Below are 21926 nucleotides of genomic sequence, written 5' to 3'. Positions count from 1 at the left end.
TCACCACACCCATGTCTGACACCGCAGCTGAACCTCGGGCGAAATTCGACGCCAAGTCGTTCACCAAGACGTATGCGATCCTGCTGATCCTGGTCGGCTTCATGGTCATCCTGGCCATCGTGACCGGCGGCACGTTCCTGCAGCCGCGCAACCTCATCAACGTCGTCGTGCAGGTGGCCCCCATCGGCATCATCGCGCTGGGCATGATGTTCGCCATCATCACCAAGGGCATCGACCTGTCGGTCGGGTCCACGGTCGCGCTGGTCGCCGTCGTCTCCGCCAGCCTCGCGCAGGTCCAGAGCGACACGATGATGTTCCCCGGCCTGCCGCCGATGCCGGTCTTCGTGTCGGTGCTCGCCGGCCTTCTCACGGGCGCATTCATCGGCGCCATCGTCGGCAGCCTCGTGGCCTACTTCCGGATCCCGCCCTTCGTCGCGACCCTCGGCATGATGACCGCGGCCCGCGGCCTGGCGAACATCTACACGGGCGGCCGCCCGGTCTCGAACCTCGCCCCCGGCTTCAACTGGATGGGTCAGGGCAACGTCCTCGGCGTCCCGGTCCCGATGATCATCTTCATCCTCGTGGCCGTCGTGATCTGGGTCGTGCTGAACCGGACCCGCTTCGGCCGCCACACGTACGCCATCGGCGGTAACGACCAGGCCGCCCGCGTGTCGGGCATCAGCATCGGCAAGGTGCAGTTCTTCATCTACACCCTGATCGGGCTGCTGGCCGGCCTCGCCGGCATGATCCTGGCCGCCCGCATCGGCTCCGGTCAGCCGACCCTCGGCGTGATGCTGGAGCTTGACGCCATCACCGCGGCCGTCATCGGCGGCACCTCCTTCAACGGCGGCGTCGGCACCGTCTGGGGAGTCGTGGTCGGCGCACTGATCATCGGCGTCATCAACAACGGCCTGGACCTCATGAACGTCTCCCCGTTCATGCAGATGGTCGTCAAGGGCGCGATCATCGTCATCGCGATCATCATCGACGAGCGCAAGAACCGCTAGGTTCACGCTCACCTCTCACCGCCACAGGGGCGGGGCCACCGGCCCCGCCCCTGTCGCATTCCCCCGGTACGGTGGAACCATGCGCCTGATCCTGATCCGCCACGGAGAGACCGACAGCAACGTCAACCGTCAGCTCGACACGGCCTACCCCGGCGCCCCGCTCAACCACCGGGGCCTCGCTCAGGCGGAGGCGCTCGTCGAGTCCCTGGCGCACGAGCGGATCGACGCCCTCTACGCGTCGACCCTCACGCGGGCGCAGCAGACGGCAGCCCCGCTCGCCCGGTCCAGGGAACTCGAGGTCGTCGTCGTCGACGGCATCCAGGAGATCGCAGCCGGCGTCGAGGAGATGAACACCGACTGGACCGTGTACGTCGGGATGCTGAACTCCTGGGCGCCGCACAACCTCGACGTCGGCCTGGACGGCGGGGAGACGGCGCGGCAGTTCCTCACGCGCTTCAGCAACGCCGTCGCGGCCATGGAGCAGGCCGGCGACGACGCCGTGGCACTCGTCAGCCACGGGGCGGCCCTGCGGGTCTGGGCGATCTCGCAGGACCCGTCGATCGGGTTCGAGAACGCCGCACCCCTGCACAACACGCAGTGGATCGTGCTGAACGGGTCGACGTCGGAGGGGTGGACGATTGAGCGGTGGGGCGATCACATCCGCCCCACCGCTCAGATGCGCTGATTCGGCCCGCGCCCGGCCCTGGCGTCAGAGCCGGACGGTGCGCCCTTCGCGGGCGCTCTGCGTCGCAGCCTCGGCCAGTCGCAGTGCCTCGACCCCGTCGACGATGTTGGGGCTGATCTCCCGGTCCTCCACGACGGCCGCGATGAACGCGTCGAGCTCGCGGCTGTAGGCGGCCTCGTAGCGCGAGAGGAAGAAGTCGAGGACGGGGCCCTGCGCCTGGGTCTGGGTGGCGCTGGCCTTCCGCACCGACGTCGCGGTGAGGTTCTCCGCGTTGAGGGCGCCGTCGGCCCCGAACGCCTCGAGCCGCTGGTCGTAGCCGTAGGCACACGTGCGGGAGTTCACGATCGTGGCCAGCGCGCCGTCGGCGTTGCGGAGCAGGACCATGGCCTGGTCGAAGTCGCCGGCCGCCTTGATGGCCTCGTCGGCGTTGGTGCCGAACGCGCTGACCTCGACGATGTCGCCCAGGAAGAAGCGGACCATGTCGAAGTCGTGGATGGTCATGTCCTTGAAGATTCCGCCGGAGCCCGCGACGTACTCCGCCGGAGGCCCCTGCGGGTCGCGGGAGGTGACGGTGAGCTGCTGCAGCTGGCCGATCTCGCCGTCGGCCACGCGCGCGTTGATCTCGGCGAAGCTCGGGTCGAAGCGCCGGTTGAAGCCGAGCATGACGCGGCGGGCCTCGTCGCCCAGCTCCTCCATGCAGCGGACCGCCTCAGCCATGTCGAGCGCGACGGGCTTCTCGCACAGCACGCGCTTGCCAACGCGCACCGAGCCGAGGATGTGCTCGACGTGCATCGCGGTCGGCGACCCAATGATGACGGCGTCGACGTCGGCGGCGTTGTACACCTCGTCGATGTCGAGGGTGTAGCGGGCACCACGCGCCTCTGCGAGGGCCTTGGCGGGGGCCTCGAAGGCGTCGTAGACGAGCGTGAGAGTGGCCTCGGGATGCGCGGCGACGGCCCGGGCGTGGACCTGGCCGATGCGGCCGGCGCCGATGATGGCGAAGCGGATCATAGTGGTCTCCTTGTCAGCACATACGCGGGGTAAAGAGGTGATGGGCCCCGTTGTCCAGTGTCAGGACAAGCCTACGACACCCCTGTGGCGCAGGCGATATTGGCAGGACATAATAGGAGCAAGGGCCGCACATGGCGGCTGAGAATGCTGCGAAGGAGCTGCACATGAAGATCGCCGGAGCACCCATCAGCTGGGGTGTGTGTGAGGTACCGGGCTGGGGCTACCAGATGAGCCCCGAGCGCGTGCTGAAGGAGATGAAGGAGATCGGCCTCACGGCCACCGAGTTCGGTCCCCAGGGCTGGCTGCCCGTGGAGCCCGAGGCCCGCGCGGCCGCCGTCGCGGAGTTCGGCCTCAAGCCCGTCGGCTCGTTCTTCCTCGCGGTCATGCACGACCCCGACTTCGACCCCATCCCGATGGTCGAGGCGGAGCTGAAGGCGTTCGAGGTCGCCGGCGGCGAGGTCCTCGTCCTGGCCGCCGACTCGGGCCAGGAGGGCTACGACGCCCGCCCCGTGCTCGACGAGCAGGGATGGCAGACGCTCTTCACCAACCTCAGCCGGATCAGCGACGTGTGCCGCGCCAAGGGCGTGACCGCGGTCCTGCACCCGCACTGGGGCACGATGGTGCAGAACGTCGACGAGGTGGAGCGGGTCCTCGACAACTCCACCGTCGGCCTCTGCCTGGACACGGGCCACCTCACGTGCGGCGGCGCCGACGTCGTCGAGCTCGTGCGGAAGTACGCGGATCGCGTGGGGATCGTGCACGCGAAGGACGTGCGCCTGGACCTGGCGAAGAAGCTGCTGCCGGGCGAGATCAACTGGTCCGAGGGCATCAAGGCCGGCATGTTCGTGCCGATCGGGCAGGGGGACGTTGACTTCGCCACGATCGCGCGACTCTTGGATGAGGCCGGCTTCGACGGCTACTGGGTCCTCGAGCAGGACATCATGATCGACGAGGAGCCTCCGGCCGACGGTGGCCCGGTGAGCAATGCGGCGGCGTCGTTCGAGGCGCTGAAGGCGTTGGCGTCCTGAGCGCTGTTCCGCGAACGACGAGGGGGCGGTCACCAGTTGTCGGTGACCGCCCCCTCGCGCGTGTGCCCTAGCTCGCGATGAGCCTGACCCGCGGCTTGCGGACCGGCGTTGAGCCTGGGTCGGGGTGTCGCGGCGGTTGGAACGTTCATATTCCCCGGATCGCTCGTCGACCCTCGATTCAGGCTCATCGCCCGTCCAACGACGCGGGTCAGAGGCTCATGTCGACGATGCCGCGGCCCGACATCGTGCCGTCGCGCAGCTTCTGGTAGCCCACGTTGACGTCCTCCAGGCTGAAGACCTGGTTGACGACGTCGTCAACGCCGATGAGCCCACGATCCGCCATGTCGACGACGGCGGGCAGATCCACCCGCGTGCGCGCGCCGTACGACCCGATGATCGACTGGCTGCGACGCACGGTGCGGTTGATCTGCACGTCAGCGGACTGCACACCCGCACCCAGCCCGATGGGGACCATGCGTCCGCCGTCGGAGAGGATGTCGAGCGCCGTCGCCCACGTCTGCGGACGGCCGAGCGCCTCGAAGGCGACGTCGACGCCGTAGCCGCCGGTCATCTCCATGACCGCTTCCCGCGCGTCCCTCGTCGCGAGGTTGACCGTGTGGGTGGCGCCCATGGCGGTCGCAGCGACGAGCTTGTCGTCGTCGACGTCGAGGGCGATGATCTGCCGCGCCCCCATGACCTTCGAGAACTTGATGATCATGCTGCCGACGCCGCCGGTCGCGACGACGGCGACGCTCTCTCCGAAGCGCAGGTCCGCGCCGCGCCGGACCGCGCCGTAGGCCGTCATGGCCGCGCAGCCCAGAATGGCGGTGTTCTTGGGCGACAGGGTGTCGGGGATGGGCGTCACGGATGTCGCCGGCACCACGCAGTACTCGGCCAGGCCGCCCATGGAGTACATCCAGATCGGGTTGCCGTCCGCGTCCTGCAGCCGCGTCTCGCCGTCGTACAGGACGCCCTTGAGGCGGTTGAGCTGGAAGAACGGGTAGCAGAGGTCGTCGCGGCCCGCCCGGCAGGCCTTGCACTGCCCGCACGGCATGAGGAAGGCGCCGGCCACCTGCTGCCCCACGGCGAGGTCCGCGTTGAGCATGGCGGGGCCGAGTTCGACGATCTGGCCCGAGACCTCGTGGCCCAGGACGCAGGGCGTGGGGAACGCGATGGCCCCGCCGAGCACATGCAGGTCGGAATGGCACAGGCCGCACGCCGAGACCTTGAGGAGGACCTCGTTGGCGCGGGGGCGGGGGGTCGGGATGGTCTCGATCGACAGTGGCTCACCGGGGGCCCGGAGGACTGCGGCTCGCATCGTTGCAGGGATGTCCATGGGGTGCTCCTCAGCAAAAGTTTGTGTGGACAATCCAAGTATGATCCCGTCGAGCACCCCTGTCACTAGGGGCGGTTTAATCCATCATCCGACCTTATTTGTTTGTACAAATGGGAGTTAGTCGGAGTCGCGCAGCCCGAGCACGGAGCCAGCCACGGCGCTGACGAGCGAGATGACGAGGGAGCCGAGCAGCGCTGCCCAGAAGCCGTCGACCATGAAGCCGAGGCCCACCTGGCCGGCCACCCAGGACGTGAGCATGAGCATGAGTGCGTTGATCACCAGGAGGAACAGCCCGAAGGTCAGCACGATCAGACAGGTCCCCAGCGCGGCGGCGAACGGCTTGACGACCGCGTTGACGAGACCGAGGATGACCGCGACGCCCAGGAGCGTCAGCACCTGGTCCTGCACGGTGTCGGCGGTCAGGGTGATGCCGGGGATGAGCCACACCGCGACCGCGGTGGCCGCGGCGGAGGCGAGGAGCCGGAGGAGGAGCTTCATAGCTCGAGGTTATCCCGCCCGATGAACTGACGGGCGGCTCCCCGGGTGCGTAGAGGGAGCCGCCCGTCAGCGGTTCGGTGTGGGCGGTCAGCGTCCGAAGGTGGTGACCGCGTCCACGGTCGGCACCTCGTGCCACTGCCCGTCGGCGGCCGACGCCACCACGGCCTCGTCGATCTCGGCGGCGGCCCAGCCGTCGCCGGCCGACGGCGCGACCTGCTCCCCCGTCGTCACCGACGTGAGGAACTGCGCCGCCTCGACCGCCTTGAGGTCGTCGAATCCCATCGAGGTGCCCGCGCCGGGCTGGAAGCGGTCGAAGTCCGGCATGCCCGGGCCGGCCATCACCCGGGTGTAGCCCTGGATCGGCGCCTCTCCGAGGCCGAGGCACACGTCGAGGTGGTTGAGCGACTCGAAGTTCCACCGCACGGAGCCATCCGTGCCGTACACCTCGACGATGTATTCCGCCCGCGGCCCCACCGACACGCGGCTGGCCTCGAGCACGCCAACGGCGCCGCCGTCGAAGCGGGTGAGCACCGCGACCCAGTCCTCGTTCCCGACGGGGCCCTTCTCCTCGCCGATGGTGTACCCCGAGTGCCCGACGCCGCCGGAGCCGATCGGGATGGGGCGCTCCCGGATGAAGGTGTCGGTGAGCGCGGACACCGAGGAGATCCGCCCCACGAGGTACTGAGCGAGGTCGGCGCCGTGCGAGAGCAGGTCGCCCACGACGCCGGCCCCGGCCCGGGTACGGTCGTAGCGCCAGGTCAGCGGGCCGTCTGGGCTCGACGCGTAGTCCGCGATGAACCACACGCGGCAGTTCGTGATGCGCCCCAGCTTCCCGTCGCGGATGAGCTGGCGGGCGTACTGGATCGCCGGCACATGCCGGTAGTTGAACCCGACGGCGGTCGCCAATCCGGCGCCGGCCGCGGCCTGGGCGATCTCACGCGACTCGGTCGCGCTCACGCCCATCGGCTTCTCGATCCAGAACGGCTTCCCGGCCGCCACGGCCGCCAGCGCGATCTCGCGATGCAGGTAGTTCGGGGCGCAGATCGACACGACGTCGACGTCGGGATCCGCGAGCAGATCCTGGTAGTCGGCGTAGGCGCGCTGGAAGCCCGCCACGTCGACCGCCCACTCGCGGGTGGCGTCGACCGGATCGCACGCGGCGACCAGATCGCAGGCGAGCCCCAGTTCGGGGTAGCGCTCCGCCAGCGCCTTGTAGCTACGGGTGTGCAGCCGCCCCATCCAGCCGAGCGAGATGACGCCGACTCCGATGCGCTTGATCATGGTGGTGTTCTCCTTGTCCCGGGTCAGCGGCTGTGGCTGGCCACGAAGTCGAGACCGATCTTGCCGTGGCTCCCACCGCCGGCCCAGCGGGTCGTGATGACCTTGGTCCGGGTGTAGAAGTTCACGCCTTCCTGGCCGTGGATCTTGTGGTCGCCGATGAGTGAGTTCTTCCAGCCACCGAACGAGTAGTAGCCGACGGGCACCGGGATCGGCACGTTGATGCCGACCATGCCCGCCTGCACGTCGAGCTGGAACCGGCGCGCGGTCTCGCCGTTCTCGGTGAAGATCGCCGAGCCGTTGCCGAAGGCGCCGGAGTTCACGATCTCGATGGCCTCCTCGTAGCTGTCGGCCTTCACCACCACGAGGACCGGCCCGAAGACCTCCTCGCAGTAGAGCTGCGTCTCCAGGGGCACGTTGTCGACGATGGTGGGGCCGACCCAGTAGCCGCCGTCGGTGCCGTCGACCTCGGGGCGGAACGTGCGGCCGTCCAGCACGACGTTGGCGCCCTTGGCCTCGGCGTCGTTGATCCAGGAGATGATCCGCTCGCGCGACTTCGACGAGATGACGGGGCCGAGCTCGTTGGCCGGGTCCGATCCGGGGCCGACCTTGAGCGCCTCGGCGCGAGCCTTGACGCGCTCGATCAGCGGGTCGTGGGCCTCGCCGACCGCGACGACGACCGGCAGCGCCATGCAGCGCTGGCCCGCGGCACCGAAGGCGCCGGAGACGATGTGCTGCGCGGCGAAGTCGAGGTTCGCGTCGGGCATGACGATCGCGTGGTTGTTCGCCCCACCCAGCGCCTGGTACCGCTTGCCCGTGGCGGCGCAGCCGGCGGCGACGATCTTCGCGACCGGCGTCGAGCCGACGAACGAGATGGCGTCGATGCCGGGATGGTTGAGCATGTGCGTGACGACCTGCTTGTCGCCGGCGACGACCTGGAACAGCCCATCGGGCAGACCGGCCTCCTGGTACAGCTTGGCCACCGTCAGCGACACCGTCGGAACGGGCGTGGCGGGCTTGAGGATGACGGCGTTGCCGGTGGCCAGCGCCATCGGGTGCATCCACATCGGGACCATCATCGGGAAGTTGAACGGCACGATGGCGCCGACGACGCCGACGGCCTGCCGGATGGTGTGCACGTCGACGCCGGTGGCGGCCTCGATGGTGTGCTCGCCCTTCAACGCGTTCTGGATGCCGCAGGCGAACTCGACGATCTCGAGGCCGCGGGCGATCTCGCCCAGCGCGTCGCCACGGGTCTTGCCGCCCTCGCGAACGATGATGTCGGCCAGCTCGTCCTGCCGCTCGATGAGCAGCTGGCGGAAGTTGAACATGACGCGGGTGCGCTTGGCCAGCGAGGTGCGGCCCCAGACCGCCTGGGCCTTGCGGGCGGACGCGATGGCGCGGTCGAGCAGCTCGGTGCTGGCCTCGGCGACGCCGCCGACGATCTCGCCGGTCGCGGGGTTGTCGATGGTGAGGACCTCGACGCCCTCCTCGACGTACTCTTCGCCGTCGATCCAGTGGGGCATGGTGATGGTGGACATATCGGATTCCTTTCGCCGATGGGGGCTTGGGTCAGAAGAAGCGGCGCTGGGCCTTGATGGCCTCGGCGTACTCGCGGTAGGCCTGCTGGGTGGACTCGAGCGTGGACACGGAGGTGACCGGCACGTCCCACCAGCCGGTGGCGGGCGGGTTGGGCCCGTACAGGTCGGTCTCGATGTGGATCATCGTCGCCGTGTCGGAGGCGACGGCGGCCGCGTAGGCCTCGCGGAACTCGGCCATCGTGGACACCTCGATGACGTCGATGCCCCACGAGCGGGCGTTGGCGGCGATGTCGACGGGGATGAGGTCGTCGCTGCGGCCCCCGTCCTCGGCGCGCATGCGGTACTTCGTGCCGAAGCGCTGGGATCCCCGGGACTCGGACAGCCCGCCGATGGAGGCGAAGCCGTAGTTCTGCAGCAGCACGAAGATCACCTTCGCGCGCTCCTGGACGATGGTGGCGAGCTCCATCGGCAGCATCTGATACGTGCCGTCACCCACGATCGCGACGACCTCCGAGTCGGGGCTGGCCATCTTCACGCCGAGCGCCGCGGGGATCTCGTAGCCCATCGTCGAGAAGGCGTACTCCAGGTGGTACTGGCCCGGGGTGCGGGCGCGCCACAGGCACTGCAGGTCGCCGGGCATGGAGCCGGCGGCGTTGATGACCACGTCCTCGTCGCCCATCATCTCGTTGAGCGCTCCGAAGACCTCGGTCTGCGCGGGCAGCGGGGTCTGGTCGCGGTGGTAGCACTCGTCGGTGGCGCGGGCCCAGGCGGCGCGCTCATCGGCGATCCGCGCGCTGTAGTCGTCGTCGACACGGTGGCCGTCGAGGGCCTCGGTCAGCGCGACGAGCGCCTCGCGGGCGTCGGCCAGCAGCATCTCGGCGCCCTGCTTGGCGGCGTCGAACGAGCCGACGTTGATGTTGACGAAGCGCACGTCGGGGTTCTTGAACTGGGTCTGCGACCCGGTGGTGAAGTCGGAGTAGCGGGTGCCGATGCCGATGATGAGGTCGGCCTCGTCGGCCAGCGCGTTGGCGGAACCGGCGCCCGTGGCGCCCACGCCGCCGACGGCGCGCTCGTGGTCCCAGTTGATGGCGCCCTTGCCGGCCTGCGTGTCCGCGACCGGGATGCCGGTGGCCGTGGCGAAGGCGCGCAGTTCCTCGGAGGCGCCGGAGTACTTGACGCCGCCGCCCGCGATGACCAGCGGCTTCTTCGCGGCGCGGATCGCCTCGACGGCGCGGGCCAGGGCAGCGCGGTCGGGGACCCGGCGGTCGATGTGCCAGACCTTCTTGGCGAAGAACTCCACGGGCCAGTCGTAGACCTCGGCCTGGACGTCCTCGGGCAGGCAGACGACGGCGGCGCCGGTCTCGACCGGGTCCGTCAGCACCCGCATGGCGCGCGGGAGCGACACCATGAGCTGCTCGGGGCGGTTGACCCGGTCCCAGAACCGCGACACCGGCCGGAACGCGTCGTTGGCGCTGACGTCGGGGTTGGTGGGGTCCTCGACCTGCTGCAGCACCGGGTCCGGGGCGCGGTTGGCGAAGATGTCGGAGGGGAACAGCAGGACGGGCACGCGGTTGGTCGTGGCCAGCGCGGCGCCGGTGACCATGTTGAGGGCGCCGGGGCCGATCGACGACGTCACGGCCAGCGTGCGGAGCCGCTCGGACTGCTTGGCGTACGCGGCGGCGACGTGGACCATGCCCTGCTCGTTGCGGCCCATCCAGTAGTCGAAGGGCTCGTCGAAGTCGGGGGCGACCTCGTTCTGCAGGAGCGCCTGGCCGAGGCCGGCGACGTTGCCGTGGCCGAAGATGCCGAACATGCCGGCGATGAAGCGTTGCTCGACGCCGTCACGTTCCGTGTACTGATGGGCCAGGTAGCGGATGACGGCCTGGGCGACCGACAGTCGGATGGTGCTCATAGGGGTTCAGACTCGCTTTCTCAGGCGTCGTGCCGGGTGGTGGCGTAGGGGAGGCGGGGATCGACATCGGTGTCGTCCCAGGTCTGGCGGAGCCAGCCGTAGCAGGGGTCGTCGACGGACAGCCATTCGGATCCACCGGGGCCGGCCATGACGTTGAGGTAGTACAGGTCGTAGCCGGGGGCCGCGACGCAGGGCCCGTGCCAGCCGTGGGGCACCAGCGCTGTGTCGCCTGTGGAGACGCGCAGCGCGACGTCGATCGGGCGCTCCGGGGTCCCGTACGTGGAGTGGAACGCCATGCCGGGGCCGTGCTCGTCGCCCTTGATCTCGAAGTAGTAGATCTCCTCGAGCTCGCGCTCGGTCTCGCTCATCTCGTCGTGCTTGTGCGGCGGGTAGCTGGACCAGTTGCCGCCGGGCGTGATGACCTCGCAGACCAGCAGCCGGTCGGTGTGGAGCGGGTTGCCGATGGCGTAGTTGGTGACCTGACGCGACATGACGCCGGCGCCGCGCAGGCCGACGATGGCCTCGTCGGCCGGGCAGTAGCGCGGCTCCAGCGTCTCGGACGCGACCGCGTTCGGTAGCGCGTAGCGGCCGCCGGCGACCGACGTCACGGTGGCCTCGACGCCGCGGGGCAGGTAAAGGTAGTCGGTGACCTCGCCGAAAATCGTGGAGCGCCCGGTCAGCTCGAACTGGTCCCCATCCTTGACGCTGACGGTGGCGGCGCCTTCGAGCGGCAGGACGAGGTACTCGGCGTCGCCGGTGGCGAACGTGTACGACTCCCCCGCGCCGAGGGTCGCGATCTGCAGCCCGGAATAGGTCCAGGCCGCGCTCTGGGGCGTGACGTCGACGGTGAGCGGCGCGGCGCCGGTGGTGCCGGCGGGCAGGACATGGTCGGTCATGAGTTCTCCTTGACGCGGTGGCGGGTCTTGGTGGCGACGGGGTGCCGACGCACGCTGGCGAGCAGTTCGGGCTCGCTGGGCATGGCGGTCGAGCATTCGAGGCGGGAGGCGACCAGCGCCCCCGCGGCGGAGGCGGCGACGAGCGTGTCGACCAGCGGCCACTCCTTGATGAGGCCGAAGCACAGGGCGCCGCCGAAGGCGTCCCCGGATCCGAGCCCGTTGACCACCTCGATGGGCGTGCCGGCGACCTCGACCACGCGGTCCGCATCCATCGCGAGCACGCCGTCGGGTCCGCGCTTCACCACGGCGAGGTCCACGCCGCGCGCCAGCAACGCTTCGGCGGCGCGTTCCGGATCCGACTCCCCCACCGCCACCTCGCACTCGCGGCGGTTACCCACGACGATGTCGACGTAGGGCAGCGCCTCGGCGATCGCCTCCCGCGCCGCTTCCGGAGACGCCCAGAACTGCTCGCGGTAATCGAGGTCGAGGATGGTGAAGGGGCGCCGTCCGCGTGCCTCCAGCGCGGCCAGGTGCGCCGAGCGGCTGGGCTCGCGGCTGAGCCCGGTGGCCGTGATCCAGAAGACGCGGGCCTGGACGATGGCGTCGATCGGCAGGTCGTCGGGGCGCAGCCGCAGGTCCGGCGCGACGGGGCGCCGGTAGAAGTACAGGGGGAAGTTGTCGGGCGGGAAGATCTCACAGAAGGTGACGGGGGTGTTGAGGTCGTCGTCGACCTTGACGTAGTCGTCGAAGACGCCGAGGCGGCCCATCTCCGCCCGGCAGAACCGGCCGAACGGATCGTCGCCGACGGCGGTGACGACCGCCGCGGACCTGCGCAGTCTGGCGGCAGCCACAGCGACATTGGTGGGGCTGCCACCGAGGAATTTACCGAACGACTCGACGTCCTCGAGGCCGACCCCGTATTGCAGCGGGTAGATGTCGACGCCGATGCGCCCCATCGTCAGCACATCGACGGTGCGCGTGCCGAATAGTCCCATGAGTTAACCCGCTTCTTCGAGGTGATGCCCACCCATCGTAACGCGGCGGGAGCATTTGTCAAGACAAACTGCGGACCCGGTTATCCCTGCCGGCAGGCGGCAGGGCGTCCGGATTAACGGGGAGCCGCAGCGTCACCGCCCGCAGCGGCGCGGGCGAATGACACGAAACTCCTGACAATGACCCTAGCAAATCGGACCGTCCGGGCCCTACAATGCTGTCAATTAGTGAGTGAGAGACTGCAATGCCGCACACCGCCCCATACATCCCCCAGATCGAGATCGATCGGTCCAGCCCAACACCGCTGCACGCGCAGATCGCCGAGCCCCTGGCGAGCCTGATCGAGAGCGGCGCCATCGAGCCCGGCACCCGGCTCGAGGACGAAGTGTCCATGGCCGAGCGCCTGCGCGTGTCCCGGCCGACGGCCCGTCGCGCCATGGAGACGCTGACGAACCGGGGCCTCATCGTCCGACGCCGCGGGGCCGGGACTCAGGTCACGCCGACCCGCGTCCACCGACCCATGACCCTGACCTCCCTGGCCGACGATATGGAGAAGTCGGGCGTCGAGCCGCGCACCACGGTGCTGGACTGGGAGCTCGAACCGTGCACGCCCGGCGTGGCCGCGGCGCTCGGCCTCGAGCCCGGCGCCGAGGTGGTGCACATGCGGCGCCTGAGGATGGTGCGCGACGAACCGCTGGCCATCATGAGCAACTGGCTGCCGGCGTCGATCGCCCCGACGCGCGAGCAACTGGAGAGCGGCGGCCTCTACTCGAACCTGCGCGCGCGTGGCGTGAAGGTCGCGGTGGGCTTCCAGCAGATCAGCGCCCGCCTGGCCACGGCCGAGGAGGCGCGGCTGCTCAACGAGCCGACCGGCGCCGCGCTGCTGACCATGCAGCGCACGGCGTACGACGAGCAGCACCGCGCCGTCGAGTTCGGGATGCACGTCTACCGCGCCTCCATGTACTCCTACGACCAGACGGTCGTCGCCTGACGGGGCGCACCCCGCCCTTGCATTGAATTTTGTTCTGACATATCCTTGACAGGACAAACCAAACAGGTGTCCAATGGTGTCAGGCCTCATCGTCGAGACCGCACCACCGTCGAAGAAGGAAATGGCATGACCATCGAGTACACCGAAGGACCGCTGCTGACCGCGGCCCGGACCACGCCCACCGCCCTCTGGAACGACTCCGCGGACCTCGATGAGCTCCGCCAGTCCATCGCGTTCGGCGGCGTCGGCGCCACCTGCAACCCCGTGATCGGCTACACGACGATCAACCAGCACAAGGACGTCTGGGGCCCGCGCATCAAGGCCATCGCCGAGGCACACCCCACCTGGGGCGAGTCGGCCATCGGGTGGCAGGCCATCAAGGACATGTCCGTGGAGGCCGCGGAGCTGCTCCTGCCGATCTTCGAGGAGTCGAAGGGCCGCAACGGCCGCCTGTCGGTGCAGACCGACCCCCGCCTCCACCGCGACGCCAAGGCGCTCGCCGACCAGGCCGAGGAGTTCCACAACCTCGCCCCCAACATCATCGTGAAGATCCCCGCGACGAAGGTGGGCATCGAGGCCATCGAGGAGGCCACGTACCGCGGCGTCGTCATCAACGTGACGGTGTCGTTCACCGTCGCGCAGGTGGTCCGCTCCGGCGAGGCCATCGAGCGCGGCCTGCAGCGCCGCGTCGCCGAGGGCAAGTCCATCGACGACATGTGGCCCGTGGTGACGCTCATGGTCGGCCGCCTCGACGACTGGCTGAAGTCCGAGGCCGAGCGCACGCAGCTGTTCATCGATCCCGGCCACCTGGAGTGGGCCGGTGTCGCGGCCATCAAGAAGGCTTACCAGATCTTCAAGGAGCGCGGCTTCCGCTCGCGAGTCCTGTCGGCCGCGTTCCGCAATGTGTTGCAGTACAGCGAGCTCGTCGGCGGCGACCTGGTGATCTCCCCGCCCTTCAAGTGGGCCAAGCGGATCAACAACTCCGACTACGTGGCCGAGAGCCGCATCGACGTCCCCGTCGACCCGCGGATCATCGAGTCGCTGCGCCGGCTGGAGGACTTCAACCGCGCTTACGAGGTGGACGGGCTCAGCATCGAGGAGTTCGAGCTGTTCGGCCCCACCCGCAAGACGCTGCGCCAGTTCCTGGCCGCCGACGCGGATCTCGACTCGCTGGTGCGCGACTTCCTCATCCCCGCCCCCTGATCCGACGGCCGATCCGGCCGTAGACGACACGCCCGATGGCCCCGGTCCGCTCCTGACGGACCGGGGCCATCGCGTGCCCGGGCGGGATCAGCCGATCAGCTGGCGCGGGGGTCCTCGGGCGGCAGCGCGGTCTGCAGCGCGGCCAGCCGGGTGTTGATCTGCTGCAGCAGCTCGCCCGTCTCGGCGTCCAGCGACTTCATGGCCTTGCGGCGCACCGCGCCACGGTTCGCGCTCCAGGCAAGCTCGCCACGCACACGCAGCGCCTGCGCCTGTCGACGCCAACCCGCGGGCTCCGTCGCCTCCGGAAACGCCTGCGCGACGGCGTCAGCCGCCGTGTCGATAGCCGCCATCTTGGCGTCGAAGCGACGCTTCGGGTGGTCCCCGGCCGCGGCCTCCTTCAGCTTGCCCAGCAGGCCGTCGAGGCTCTTGGCGATCTCGGGGTTCTCGCGCAGCGCGGTCACCAGCGTCACGGTCGTGGCGACGGCACCACCGGCGGTCTTGAGGATCAGGCTGAGCTTGCTCATGCGGCCAGTCTAGGTTCGGCACCAACGCCGCGGCCGCCGATCCGGGGCCATGCGCCGGGGGTGGCGTTCATAACCCGGCGATTGCGTCGGGATAGGCGTAGATGGCGGCCATCCCGACGAGATCGCCCGCGTTAGTCCGGCGAGCCGCGCCGGGACAACTAGGCTGGCGCCCATGCGACGCCCCCTCGCCCTGCTGCTGGCCCTGCCCCTGGCCGTCGCGGCCTGCTCCCCTGCCGGACCGCCCGCGGTCGACACCACGCCCACGGTCGGCGTCCAGCTGTTCCAGTGGCCGTGGCGGTCGGTGGCGAAGGAGTGCACCGACGTCCTCGGTCCCCACGGCGTCGGCTTCGTCCTGCTCTCCCCCGCCCAGGAACACATCGAGGGCGACCAGTGGTGGACCTCGTACCAGCCCGTCAGCTACCAGCTCGAGTCGAAGCTCGGCACACGCGAGGAGTTCGCCCAGATGGTGGAGGCGTGCGGTGACGCGGGCGTCGACGTCATCGCGGACGCGGTCATCAACCACATGGCCGGCATCGACGGCGGGGTCGGCGTCGCGGGCACGGAGTTCGAGCACTACGAGTATCCGGGGCTGTACGGCCGCGACGACTTCCACACGTGCTCGCTCACCGTGTCGGGCGACATCGAGAACTACCTGGATCAGCAGCAGGTGCAGGAGTGCGAGCTGGTCAACCTCGCGGACCTCGACACCGGCAGCGACCCCGTCCGCGACACCATCGCGGCCTACCTCGACGACCTCACCTCCCTGGGCGTCGACGGGTTCCGCATCGACGCCGCCAAGCACATGTCCGCCGGGGACGTCGAGGCGATCGTCGGCCGGCTGCAGGGCGACCCCCGGATCATCTCGGAGGTCATCCGCGGCTCGGGTGAGCCGATCCAGCCGGAGGACTACCTCGACGCTGGCGCGGTCTTCGCGTTCCAGGTCGCCAAGGACCTGGCCGGGATCGTGCCCGGCGGCTCGGTGCATCGTGCAGTGGAGCTGCGCGACGGCGAGGTACCGTCCGACGACGCGTACACCTTCGTCACCAACCACGACACCGAGCGCAACGGGCAGACGCTGAGCTCGAAGGACCCGGACGAGTTCCGGGTCGCGACGGCGTTGCTGATCGGGATCGACTACGGCACCCCCGTCCTGTACTCCGGCTACGCCTTCTCGGACCGGGACGCCGGGCCGCCCTCCAGCGAGGGCCGTGTCGAGGACGTGGAGTGCGCCGAGCCGTCGGAGGATCCCGCGGACGGGGCATGGCTGTGCCAGCACCGCGACGTGCTGGGGCTGGCGGAGTGGGCGGCCGTCGTCGGCGATGCCCCCGTCGCGAACATGTGGCGCGAGGGCTACGCCGTGGGGTGGGACCGCGGAGAGCTGGGCCTCATCGCCGTCAACGACAGTTCGCGGCCCGCGACGGTCCGCGTGAGCACGGGGCTACCCGATGGCGAGTACTGCGATGCCGCCGGACCCGTGGCGCCACCGACGACTCGGGACAGGTGCGCCGAGGGGGGCGTCGTCGTCGAAGACGGTGCGGCGGAACTCCAGCTGCCGGCGATGGGGGCCGTCGCTCTCCACGTGAATCTCCGGGCCGGCTGACGCCTCAGGACACGGGCGGCGTGCTGGCGCGCAGGTGGACCTCCATGCTCAGCGGAGCCGGCGTCCACTCGGAGTCGATCGCCGCCCGGACCGCCTGGTAGCCCACCTCCTCCAACGGAATGTGCACCGACGTTAGCGCCGGGGCGAGGGGATCGCGCCGGGGACTCTGGTGTTCGCGCTGAGCGACGCGGTCGCGCCGTACCCGTTGACGCCGACCTGGACAACGCGGTGCTCAGTCACGGCGTCCATCCTTCCATCCGACGCCGGAGTCGATTGCGCTGCCCACCGGCGCTCCGCGGGCCCAGCGGGTCGAGCTGACCCGCCGCCTAGACTCGTCTCGTGCCCCTCCCCCAGCCCGCCCCGCTCGTCCTGCGCGGCCTGCGCTTCGACGCCTCCCGGCCCGCCGTGATGGGCATCATCAACCGCACCCCGGACTCGTTCTACGCCTCCGCCCGCTACCTCGACGACGACGCCGCCCTCGGCCGCGCTGATGAGATGGTCAACGAGGGCGTCGACCTCATCGACGTCGGCGGCGTGCGTGCCGGGCAGGAGGGCGAGTGGGTCGACGAGGCCACCGAGATCGGCCGAGTCCGCCCGTTCGTGATGGCCCTCCGCGAGCGCTACCCCAGGCTCCCGATCAGCCTCGACACCTGGCGCGCCGAGGTCGCGCTCGCCTGCGAGGGCGCCGTCGACCTGGTCAACGACACCTGGCAGGGCGCGGACCCGGACCTCGTCCACGTCGCGGCCCGCCTCGACGCCGGCTACGTCGTCTCGCACACCGGGGGCCTCCCGCCACGCACCGATCCCGTCGGGGTCGACTACGGGCCGGGCGACGCCGTCGTCGAGGACGTCCTTCGCGTGCTGGCCGACGGCGCCCGTCGCGCGGTGGACGCCGGGGTCAGGCCCGACGGCGTCCTGGTCGACCCGACGCTGGACTTCGGCAAGACCACGCCCAACTCGCTCGCGCTGGTCGCCGCGACCGACCGCGTCGTCGCGCTGGGCTTTCCGGTGCTGCAGGCGATCAGCAGGAAGGACTTCGTCGGAGAGACGCTTGACCTGCCCACGGACGACCGGCTCGAAGGAAGCCTGGCAGCTACGGCGGTGGCGGCATGGCTAGGGGCGACGGTGTTCCGGGCCCATGACGTGCGCGCCACGCGGCGCGTCCTCGACATGGTGGCCTCGATCCGCGGTGACCGGCCTCCGGCACGCGCCGATCGCGGTCGCTGATAGTACCACCGCGCTTCGGTCCGACCTTTCACCGCCCCGCACTCCGCGGCCCCCGTCGCTGGTTTAGTGTGGAGCCGTGGGTGCACACCCCTTGAGACAAGACGGAGAGCGATGAGCGATCAAGCCACCAGTGCGGCCGACATCAGCCTGGCCGCAGACTTCGACACTCCTTCCCGGGGCGACTGGGAGAAGGAGGTCCTGAAGGTCCTGAACCGAAAGCGCCCCGAGGGCAAGGAGCTCAGTGTCGAGGCCGCGTACAAGCGCCTGACGAGCGCCACCGTCGACGGGCTCGAGATCAAGCCGCTGTACACCAAGGACGACGGGGTCGAGGAGCTCGGCTACCCGGGCGTCGCGCCGTTCGTGCGCGGCACCACGGTCCGCGACGGCGACATGGACGCCTGGCACATCGCGCAGCTGCATGAGGATCCGGACGTCGCGGAGACCCGCCGCGCCGTCATCACGGATCTCGAGCGTGGCGGCACGGCGGTCTACCTGCGCGTGGATCCCGACGCGATCGCCGTCGGCGACGTCGCCGCGGTGCTCAGCGACGTCCTGCTGGACCTGGCGCCGGTGTATGTCACCTCGAAGACGCAGCAGCTCGACGCCGCCATGGCGCTGGCCAATGTGTTCGCGGCCTCCGGCAAGGACGCGGCGACGCTGACCGGCAACCTGGGCGTCGATCCGATCGGCGCGGCCGCCCTGGCCGGCACCGAGGCGGACCTCGGCGTCCTGGCGAAGGCTGTCGAGCTCGCCAAGCCCTACCCCGGCGTGCGGCCCATCGTGGTCGACGCCACCATCTACCACAACGCCGGCGCGGGCGACGTGCACGAGCTGGCCTACGCGGTCGCGGTGGGCGTCGAGTACGTCCGCGCGCTCACCGAGTCCGGCCTGAGCGTCGACGAGGCGTTCGACGCGATCATGTTCCGCGTCTCCGCCACCACGGATCAGTTCGCCACCATCGCCCGCCTGCGTGCGCTGCGCGGCCTGTGGTCGCGGGTCGGCGAGGTGCTCGGCGTGACCGAGGCCAAGCGTGGCGCCATTCAGCACGCGGTGACCTCCGAGCGGCAGATCTCGCGCGACGACGCCTACGTCAACATGCTGCGCGGCACGATCTCCTGCTTCGCCGCCTCCGCAGGGGGCGCCGAGGTGCAGACCGTGCTTCCGTTCGACGCCGCCGCGGGCCTCCCCACGGACTTCTCGCGCCGCACGGCCCGCAACACGCAGGTGGTGCTGGCCGAGGAGTCCAACGTCGGCCGGGTCAACGATCCCGCCGGCGGTTCGTGGTTCGTCGAGTCGCTCACCCGTCAGCTCTCCGACAAGGCGTGGGCCGTGTTCCAGGGCCTCGACGGCGAAGGCTTCGCCGCGGCGCTGGCCGACGGCACCGTCAAGGCCCAACTGGATGAGGTCAACGCCGCACGCGCGGCGCAGCTGGCCACCCGCAAGATCCAGCTGACCGGCGTGTCGATGTTCCCGAACCACGAGGAGGCCGCGCTGGAACGCAAGGCCCGCCCCGCGGCTCCCGAACTCGGCGGCCTGAAGGTCGTCCGCGACGCGCAGGTCTTCGAGGACCTCCGCGACCGCTCCGCCGCGGCCCGCGGGGCCGGCAGCGCCCCGACGGTGCTGCTCGCCTGCCTGGGCGCCCGCCGTGACTTCGGCGGCCGCGAGGGCTTCACGTCGAACCTGTTCCACGTGGGCGGGATCGACACGCTCGTCGCCGAGGGCGAGACGCCTGAGGACTTCGCCCGCCAGCTCACCGAGTCCGGCGCGAAGGTCGCGGTGCTGTGCTCCAGCGCCAAGGTCTACGCCGCCCAAGGCGTCGCGGTGGCCGAGGCCCTGCGCGCCGCCGGCGCCGAGACGGTGCTGATCGCCGGCCAGATCAAGGAGCTGGGCGAGGGCGCCGAGGGCGCCGTCGACGGCAACGTGTTCGACGGTATGAACGTGGTCGAGCTGCTCGATGCCACCCTGACCGAGTTGGGAGCCTGAGATTATGACCGTCCCCCGCTTCACGGACATCGAGCTGACGGAGGCCGTCGCGGCCGACGCCGCGGCCAAGTTCGAGGCCATCATGGACACCACCGGCCACACCGCCGGATGGCAGACCCCCGAGCGGATCCTCGTGCCGCCGCTGTACGGCGACTCGGACCTGCAGGGCCTGGACTTCCTGGAGACCGCGCCCGGCATCCCGCCGTTCCTGCGCGGCCCCTACGCGACGATGTACGTCAACCAGCCGTGGACCGTCCGCCAGTACGCGGGCTTCTCCACCGCCGAGGAGTCCAACGCGTTCTACCGCCGCAACCTGGCCGCCGGCCAGAAGGGCCTGTCGATCGCGTTCGACCTCGCCACGCACCGCGGCTACGACTCCGACCACCCCCGCGTGGCCGGTGACGTCGGCATGGCGGGCGTCGCCGTCGACTCGATCCTCGACATGCGCCAGCTGTTCGACAAGATCCCGCTGGACCAGATGTCGGTGTCCATGACGATGAACGGCGCGGTGCTGCCCGTACTGGCGCTGTACGTCGTCGCGGCCGAGGAGCAGGGCGTCAAGCCCGAGCAGCTGGCCGGAACCATTCAGAACGACATTCTGAAGGAGTTCATGGTCCGCAACACCTACATCTACCCGCCGTCGCCGTCGATGAAGATCATCGCCGACATCTTCGCCTACACCTCGGCGAACATGCCCCGGTTCAACTCGATCTCCATCTCCGGCTACCACATGCAGGAGGCCGGAGCGACGGCCGACATCGAGATGGCCTACACCCTGGCCGACGGCGTGGAGTACATCCGCGCCGGCGAGTCCGTGGGCCTCAACGTGGACGCGTTCGCGCCCCGCCTGTCCTTCTTCTGGGCGATCGGCATGAACTTCTACATGGAGGTCGCCAAGATGCGCGCCGCGCGTCTGCTGTGGGCGCGCCTCGTGCGGCAGTTCGGGCCGAAGAACCCGAAGTCGATGTCGCTGCGCACGCACTCGCAGACCTCCGGCTGGTCGCTGACCGCGCAGGACGTGTACAACAACGTCGTGCGCACCTGCGTCGAGGCCATGGGCGCCACCCAGGGCCACACGCAGTCGCTGCACACCAACGCGCTCGACGAGGCCATCGCCCTGCCGACCGACTTCTCGGCCCGCATCGCCCGCAACACCCAGCTGTTCCTGCAGCAGGAGTCGGGCACCACCCGCACGGTTGACCCGTGGGCCGGCTCGGCGTACGTCGAGAAGCTCACCGAGCAGCTGGCGCGCAAGGCGTGGGAGCGGATCCAGGAGGTCGAGCAGGCCGGCGGCATGGCCAAGGCCATCGAGCAGGGCATCCCGAAGATGCGCATCGAGGAGGCCGCGGCCCGCACGCAGGCCCGGATCGACTCCGGCCGTCAGCCCGTGATCGGCGTCAACAAGTACCGGCTGGACAACGAGGACGCCCTCGAGGTCCTGAAGGTCGACAACCGCGCGGTGCGCGAGGCGCAGATCGCCAAGCTGGAGCGGCTGCGCGCCGAGCGCGACGAGACCGTCACGCAGGAGATGCTGGAGCGCGTCACCTGGGCGGCCGCGAACCCGGATCCGACCGATCCGGACCGCAACCTGCTCAAGGTGTCGATCGACGCGGCCCGCGCCAAGGCGTCGCTCGGCGAGATCTCGGACGCGTTGGAGAAGGTCTACGGCCGCTACACCGCGCAGATCCGTACCATCTCTGGTGTGTACAACACCGAAGCCGGCTCGAACGACGACATCGAGGAAGCCCGCAAGCTCGTCGAGGAGTTCGAGAAGAAGGAGGGCCGTCGCCCCCGCATTCTCGTCGCCAAGATGGGCCAGGACGGCCACGACCGCGGACAGAAGGTCATCGCGACCGCCTATGCCGATCTCGGCATGGACGTCGACGTCGGCCCGCTGTTCCAGACGCCGGAGGAGGTGGCCCGCCAGGCCGTCGAGTCCGACGTCCACGTGGTGGGCGTGTCCTCGCTGGCCGCCGGTCACCTCACGCTGGTGCCCGCGCTGCGCAAGGAACTGGACAAGCTCGGCCGCGAGGATCTGATGATCGTCGTGGGCGGCGTGATCCCGAGCCAGGACTTCGACGAGCTCCGCGAGCACGGCGCCGACGCGATCTACCCGCCCGGCACCATCATCCCGGCGGCTGCGGTCGACCTGCTCACCAAGCTGAACGAGCGCCTGGCCGACTGACCCGGACATGACTGTGGCCCGTCCCCCT

At 69.8% G+C, this 21926-nt stretch carries 19 protein-coding genes; 9 read left to right on the top strand and 10 right to left on the bottom strand.

Going from position 1 to position 21926, the window contains the following annotated elements; translation table 11 throughout:
- Window positions 1–11 precede the first annotated feature (11 nt).
- Window positions 12–1007, top strand: a complete 996-nt coding sequence (locus tag BCR15_RS09640) for an ABC transporter permease (protein WP_068751979.1) — start codon at window positions 12–14, stop codon at window positions 1005–1007.
- Between the two features lie 79 nt (window positions 1008–1086).
- On the top strand, window positions 1087–1692 hold the full coding sequence (locus BCR15_RS09635; protein ID WP_068751978.1) for a histidine phosphatase family protein: 606 nt from the start codon (window positions 1087–1089) through the stop codon (window positions 1690–1692).
- 24 nt (window positions 1693–1716) lie between these two features.
- Here the strand turns inward: BCR15_RS09635 and iolG are convergent, their stop codons facing one another.
- Window positions 1717–2703: an inositol 2-dehydrogenase gene (iolG, locus tag BCR15_RS09630; protein WP_068751977.1), complete on the bottom strand. Its 987-nt coding sequence runs from the start codon at window positions 2701–2703 to the stop codon at window positions 1717–1719.
- A gap of 164 nt (window positions 2704–2867) precedes the next feature.
- Here iolG and BCR15_RS09625 point away from each other — a divergent pair, with 164 nt between their 5' ends.
- On the top strand, window positions 2868–3731 hold the full coding sequence (locus BCR15_RS09625; protein ID WP_068751976.1) for a sugar phosphate isomerase/epimerase family protein: 864 nt from the start codon (window positions 2868–2870) through the stop codon (window positions 3729–3731).
- Window positions 3732–3939: 208 nt separating this feature from the next.
- Here BCR15_RS09625 and BCR15_RS09620 read toward each other — a convergent pair whose 3' ends face one another.
- From BCR15_RS09620 to iolC, 7 genes are all read right to left on the bottom strand, one after another.
- The gene (locus BCR15_RS09620) at window positions 3940–5067 is read right to left on the bottom strand and encodes a zinc-binding dehydrogenase (RefSeq protein WP_068751975.1); all 1128 of its coding nucleotides are present in this window, start codon (window positions 5065–5067) and stop codon (window positions 3940–3942) included.
- Window positions 5068–5184: 117 nt separating this feature from the next.
- Window positions 5185–5565: a phage holin family protein gene (locus tag BCR15_RS09615; RefSeq protein ID WP_068751974.1), complete on the bottom strand. Its 381-nt coding sequence runs from the start codon at window positions 5563–5565 to the stop codon at window positions 5185–5187.
- A gap of 87 nt (window positions 5566–5652) precedes the next feature.
- Entirely contained in the window at window positions 5653–6846 is a 1194-nt protein-coding gene (locus BCR15_RS09610; protein ID WP_068751973.1) for a Gfo/Idh/MocA family protein, read from the bottom strand.
- Between the two features lie 23 nt (window positions 6847–6869).
- On the bottom strand, window positions 6870–8384 hold the full coding sequence (locus BCR15_RS09605; RefSeq protein WP_068751972.1) for a CoA-acylating methylmalonate-semialdehyde dehydrogenase: 1515 nt from the start codon (window positions 8382–8384) through the stop codon (window positions 6870–6872).
- 31 nt (window positions 8385–8415) lie between these two features.
- Entirely contained in the window at window positions 8416–10296 is a 1881-nt protein-coding gene (iolD, locus tag BCR15_RS09600; protein WP_068751971.1) for a 3D-(3,5/4)-trihydroxycyclohexane-1,2-dione acylhydrolase (decyclizing), read from the bottom strand.
- Between the two features lie 20 nt (window positions 10297–10316).
- The gene (gene iolB / locus BCR15_RS09595) at window positions 10317–11192 is read right to left on the bottom strand and encodes a 5-deoxy-glucuronate isomerase (RefSeq protein ID WP_068751970.1); all 876 of its coding nucleotides are present in this window, start codon (window positions 11190–11192) and stop codon (window positions 10317–10319) included.
- Window positions 11189–12187 (bottom strand): 5-dehydro-2-deoxygluconokinase, encoded by a 999-nt coding sequence (iolC, locus tag BCR15_RS09590; RefSeq protein ID WP_068751969.1) that lies wholly within the window; start codon window positions 12185–12187, stop codon window positions 11189–11191. Before iolC ends, iolB begins: the two co-directional genes overlap by 4 nt.
- A 242-nt stretch (window positions 12188–12429) precedes the next feature.
- Between iolC and BCR15_RS09585 the strand changes: the two genes are divergently transcribed.
- Both BCR15_RS09585 and BCR15_RS09580 read left to right on the top strand, forming a co-directional pair.
- Window positions 12430–13176 carry a GntR family transcriptional regulator gene (locus BCR15_RS09585; RefSeq protein ID WP_068751968.1) on the top strand — a complete coding sequence of 249 codons (747 nt, stop codon included), beginning with the start codon at window positions 12430–12432 and terminating at the stop codon, window positions 13174–13176.
- A gap of 126 nt (window positions 13177–13302) precedes the next feature.
- A complete protein-coding gene (locus BCR15_RS09580; RefSeq protein ID WP_068751967.1) occupies window positions 13303–14379 on the top strand; it encodes a transaldolase family protein in 1077 nt (358 codons plus the stop codon).
- 95 nt (window positions 14380–14474) lie between these two features.
- On the opposite strand, the gene BCR15_RS09575 is transcribed toward BCR15_RS09580, so the two are convergent.
- A complete protein-coding gene (locus BCR15_RS09575; RefSeq protein WP_068751966.1) occupies window positions 14475–14903 on the bottom strand; it encodes a hypothetical protein in 429 nt (142 codons plus the stop codon).
- Between the two features lie 172 nt (window positions 14904–15075).
- Between BCR15_RS09575 and BCR15_RS09570 the strand changes: the two genes are divergently transcribed.
- Complete coding sequence (locus BCR15_RS09570) at window positions 15076–16503, top strand: alpha-amylase (RefSeq protein ID WP_068751965.1); 1428 nt, start codon at window positions 15076–15078, stop codon at window positions 16501–16503.
- 4 nt (window positions 16504–16507) lie between these two features.
- Here BCR15_RS09570 and BCR15_RS15310 read toward each other — a convergent pair whose 3' ends face one another.
- Window positions 16508–16630, bottom strand: a complete 123-nt coding sequence (locus tag BCR15_RS15310) for a hypothetical protein (RefSeq protein ID WP_256094549.1) — start codon at window positions 16628–16630, stop codon at window positions 16508–16510.
- Window positions 16631–16842: 212 nt separating this feature from the next.
- On the opposite strand from BCR15_RS15310, the gene folP reads away from it, so the two are divergent.
- From folP to scpA, 3 genes are all read left to right on the top strand, one after another.
- Window positions 16843–17730 carry a dihydropteroate synthase gene (gene folP / locus BCR15_RS09565; RefSeq protein ID WP_068751964.1) on the top strand — a complete coding sequence of 296 codons (888 nt, stop codon included), beginning with the start codon at window positions 16843–16845 and terminating at the stop codon, window positions 17728–17730.
- A gap of 111 nt (window positions 17731–17841) precedes the next feature.
- On the top strand, window positions 17842–19713 hold the full coding sequence (gene mutA / locus BCR15_RS09560; protein ID WP_068751963.1) for a methylmalonyl-CoA mutase small subunit: 1872 nt from the start codon (window positions 17842–17844) through the stop codon (window positions 19711–19713).
- Window position 19714: 1 nt separating this feature from the next.
- A complete protein-coding gene (gene scpA / locus BCR15_RS09555; protein ID WP_068751962.1) occupies window positions 19715–21898 on the top strand; it encodes a methylmalonyl-CoA mutase in 2184 nt (727 codons plus the stop codon).
- The last annotated feature ends 28 nt before the right edge of the window (window positions 21899–21926 follow it).

Source organism: Tessaracoccus lapidicaptus, assembly GCF_001693815.1.
Taxonomy (GTDB): Bacteria; Actinomycetota; Actinomycetes; order Propionibacteriales; family Propionibacteriaceae; genus Arachnia; species Arachnia lapidicapta.
This window is presented reverse-complemented; position numbering and strand designations above follow the sequence as displayed.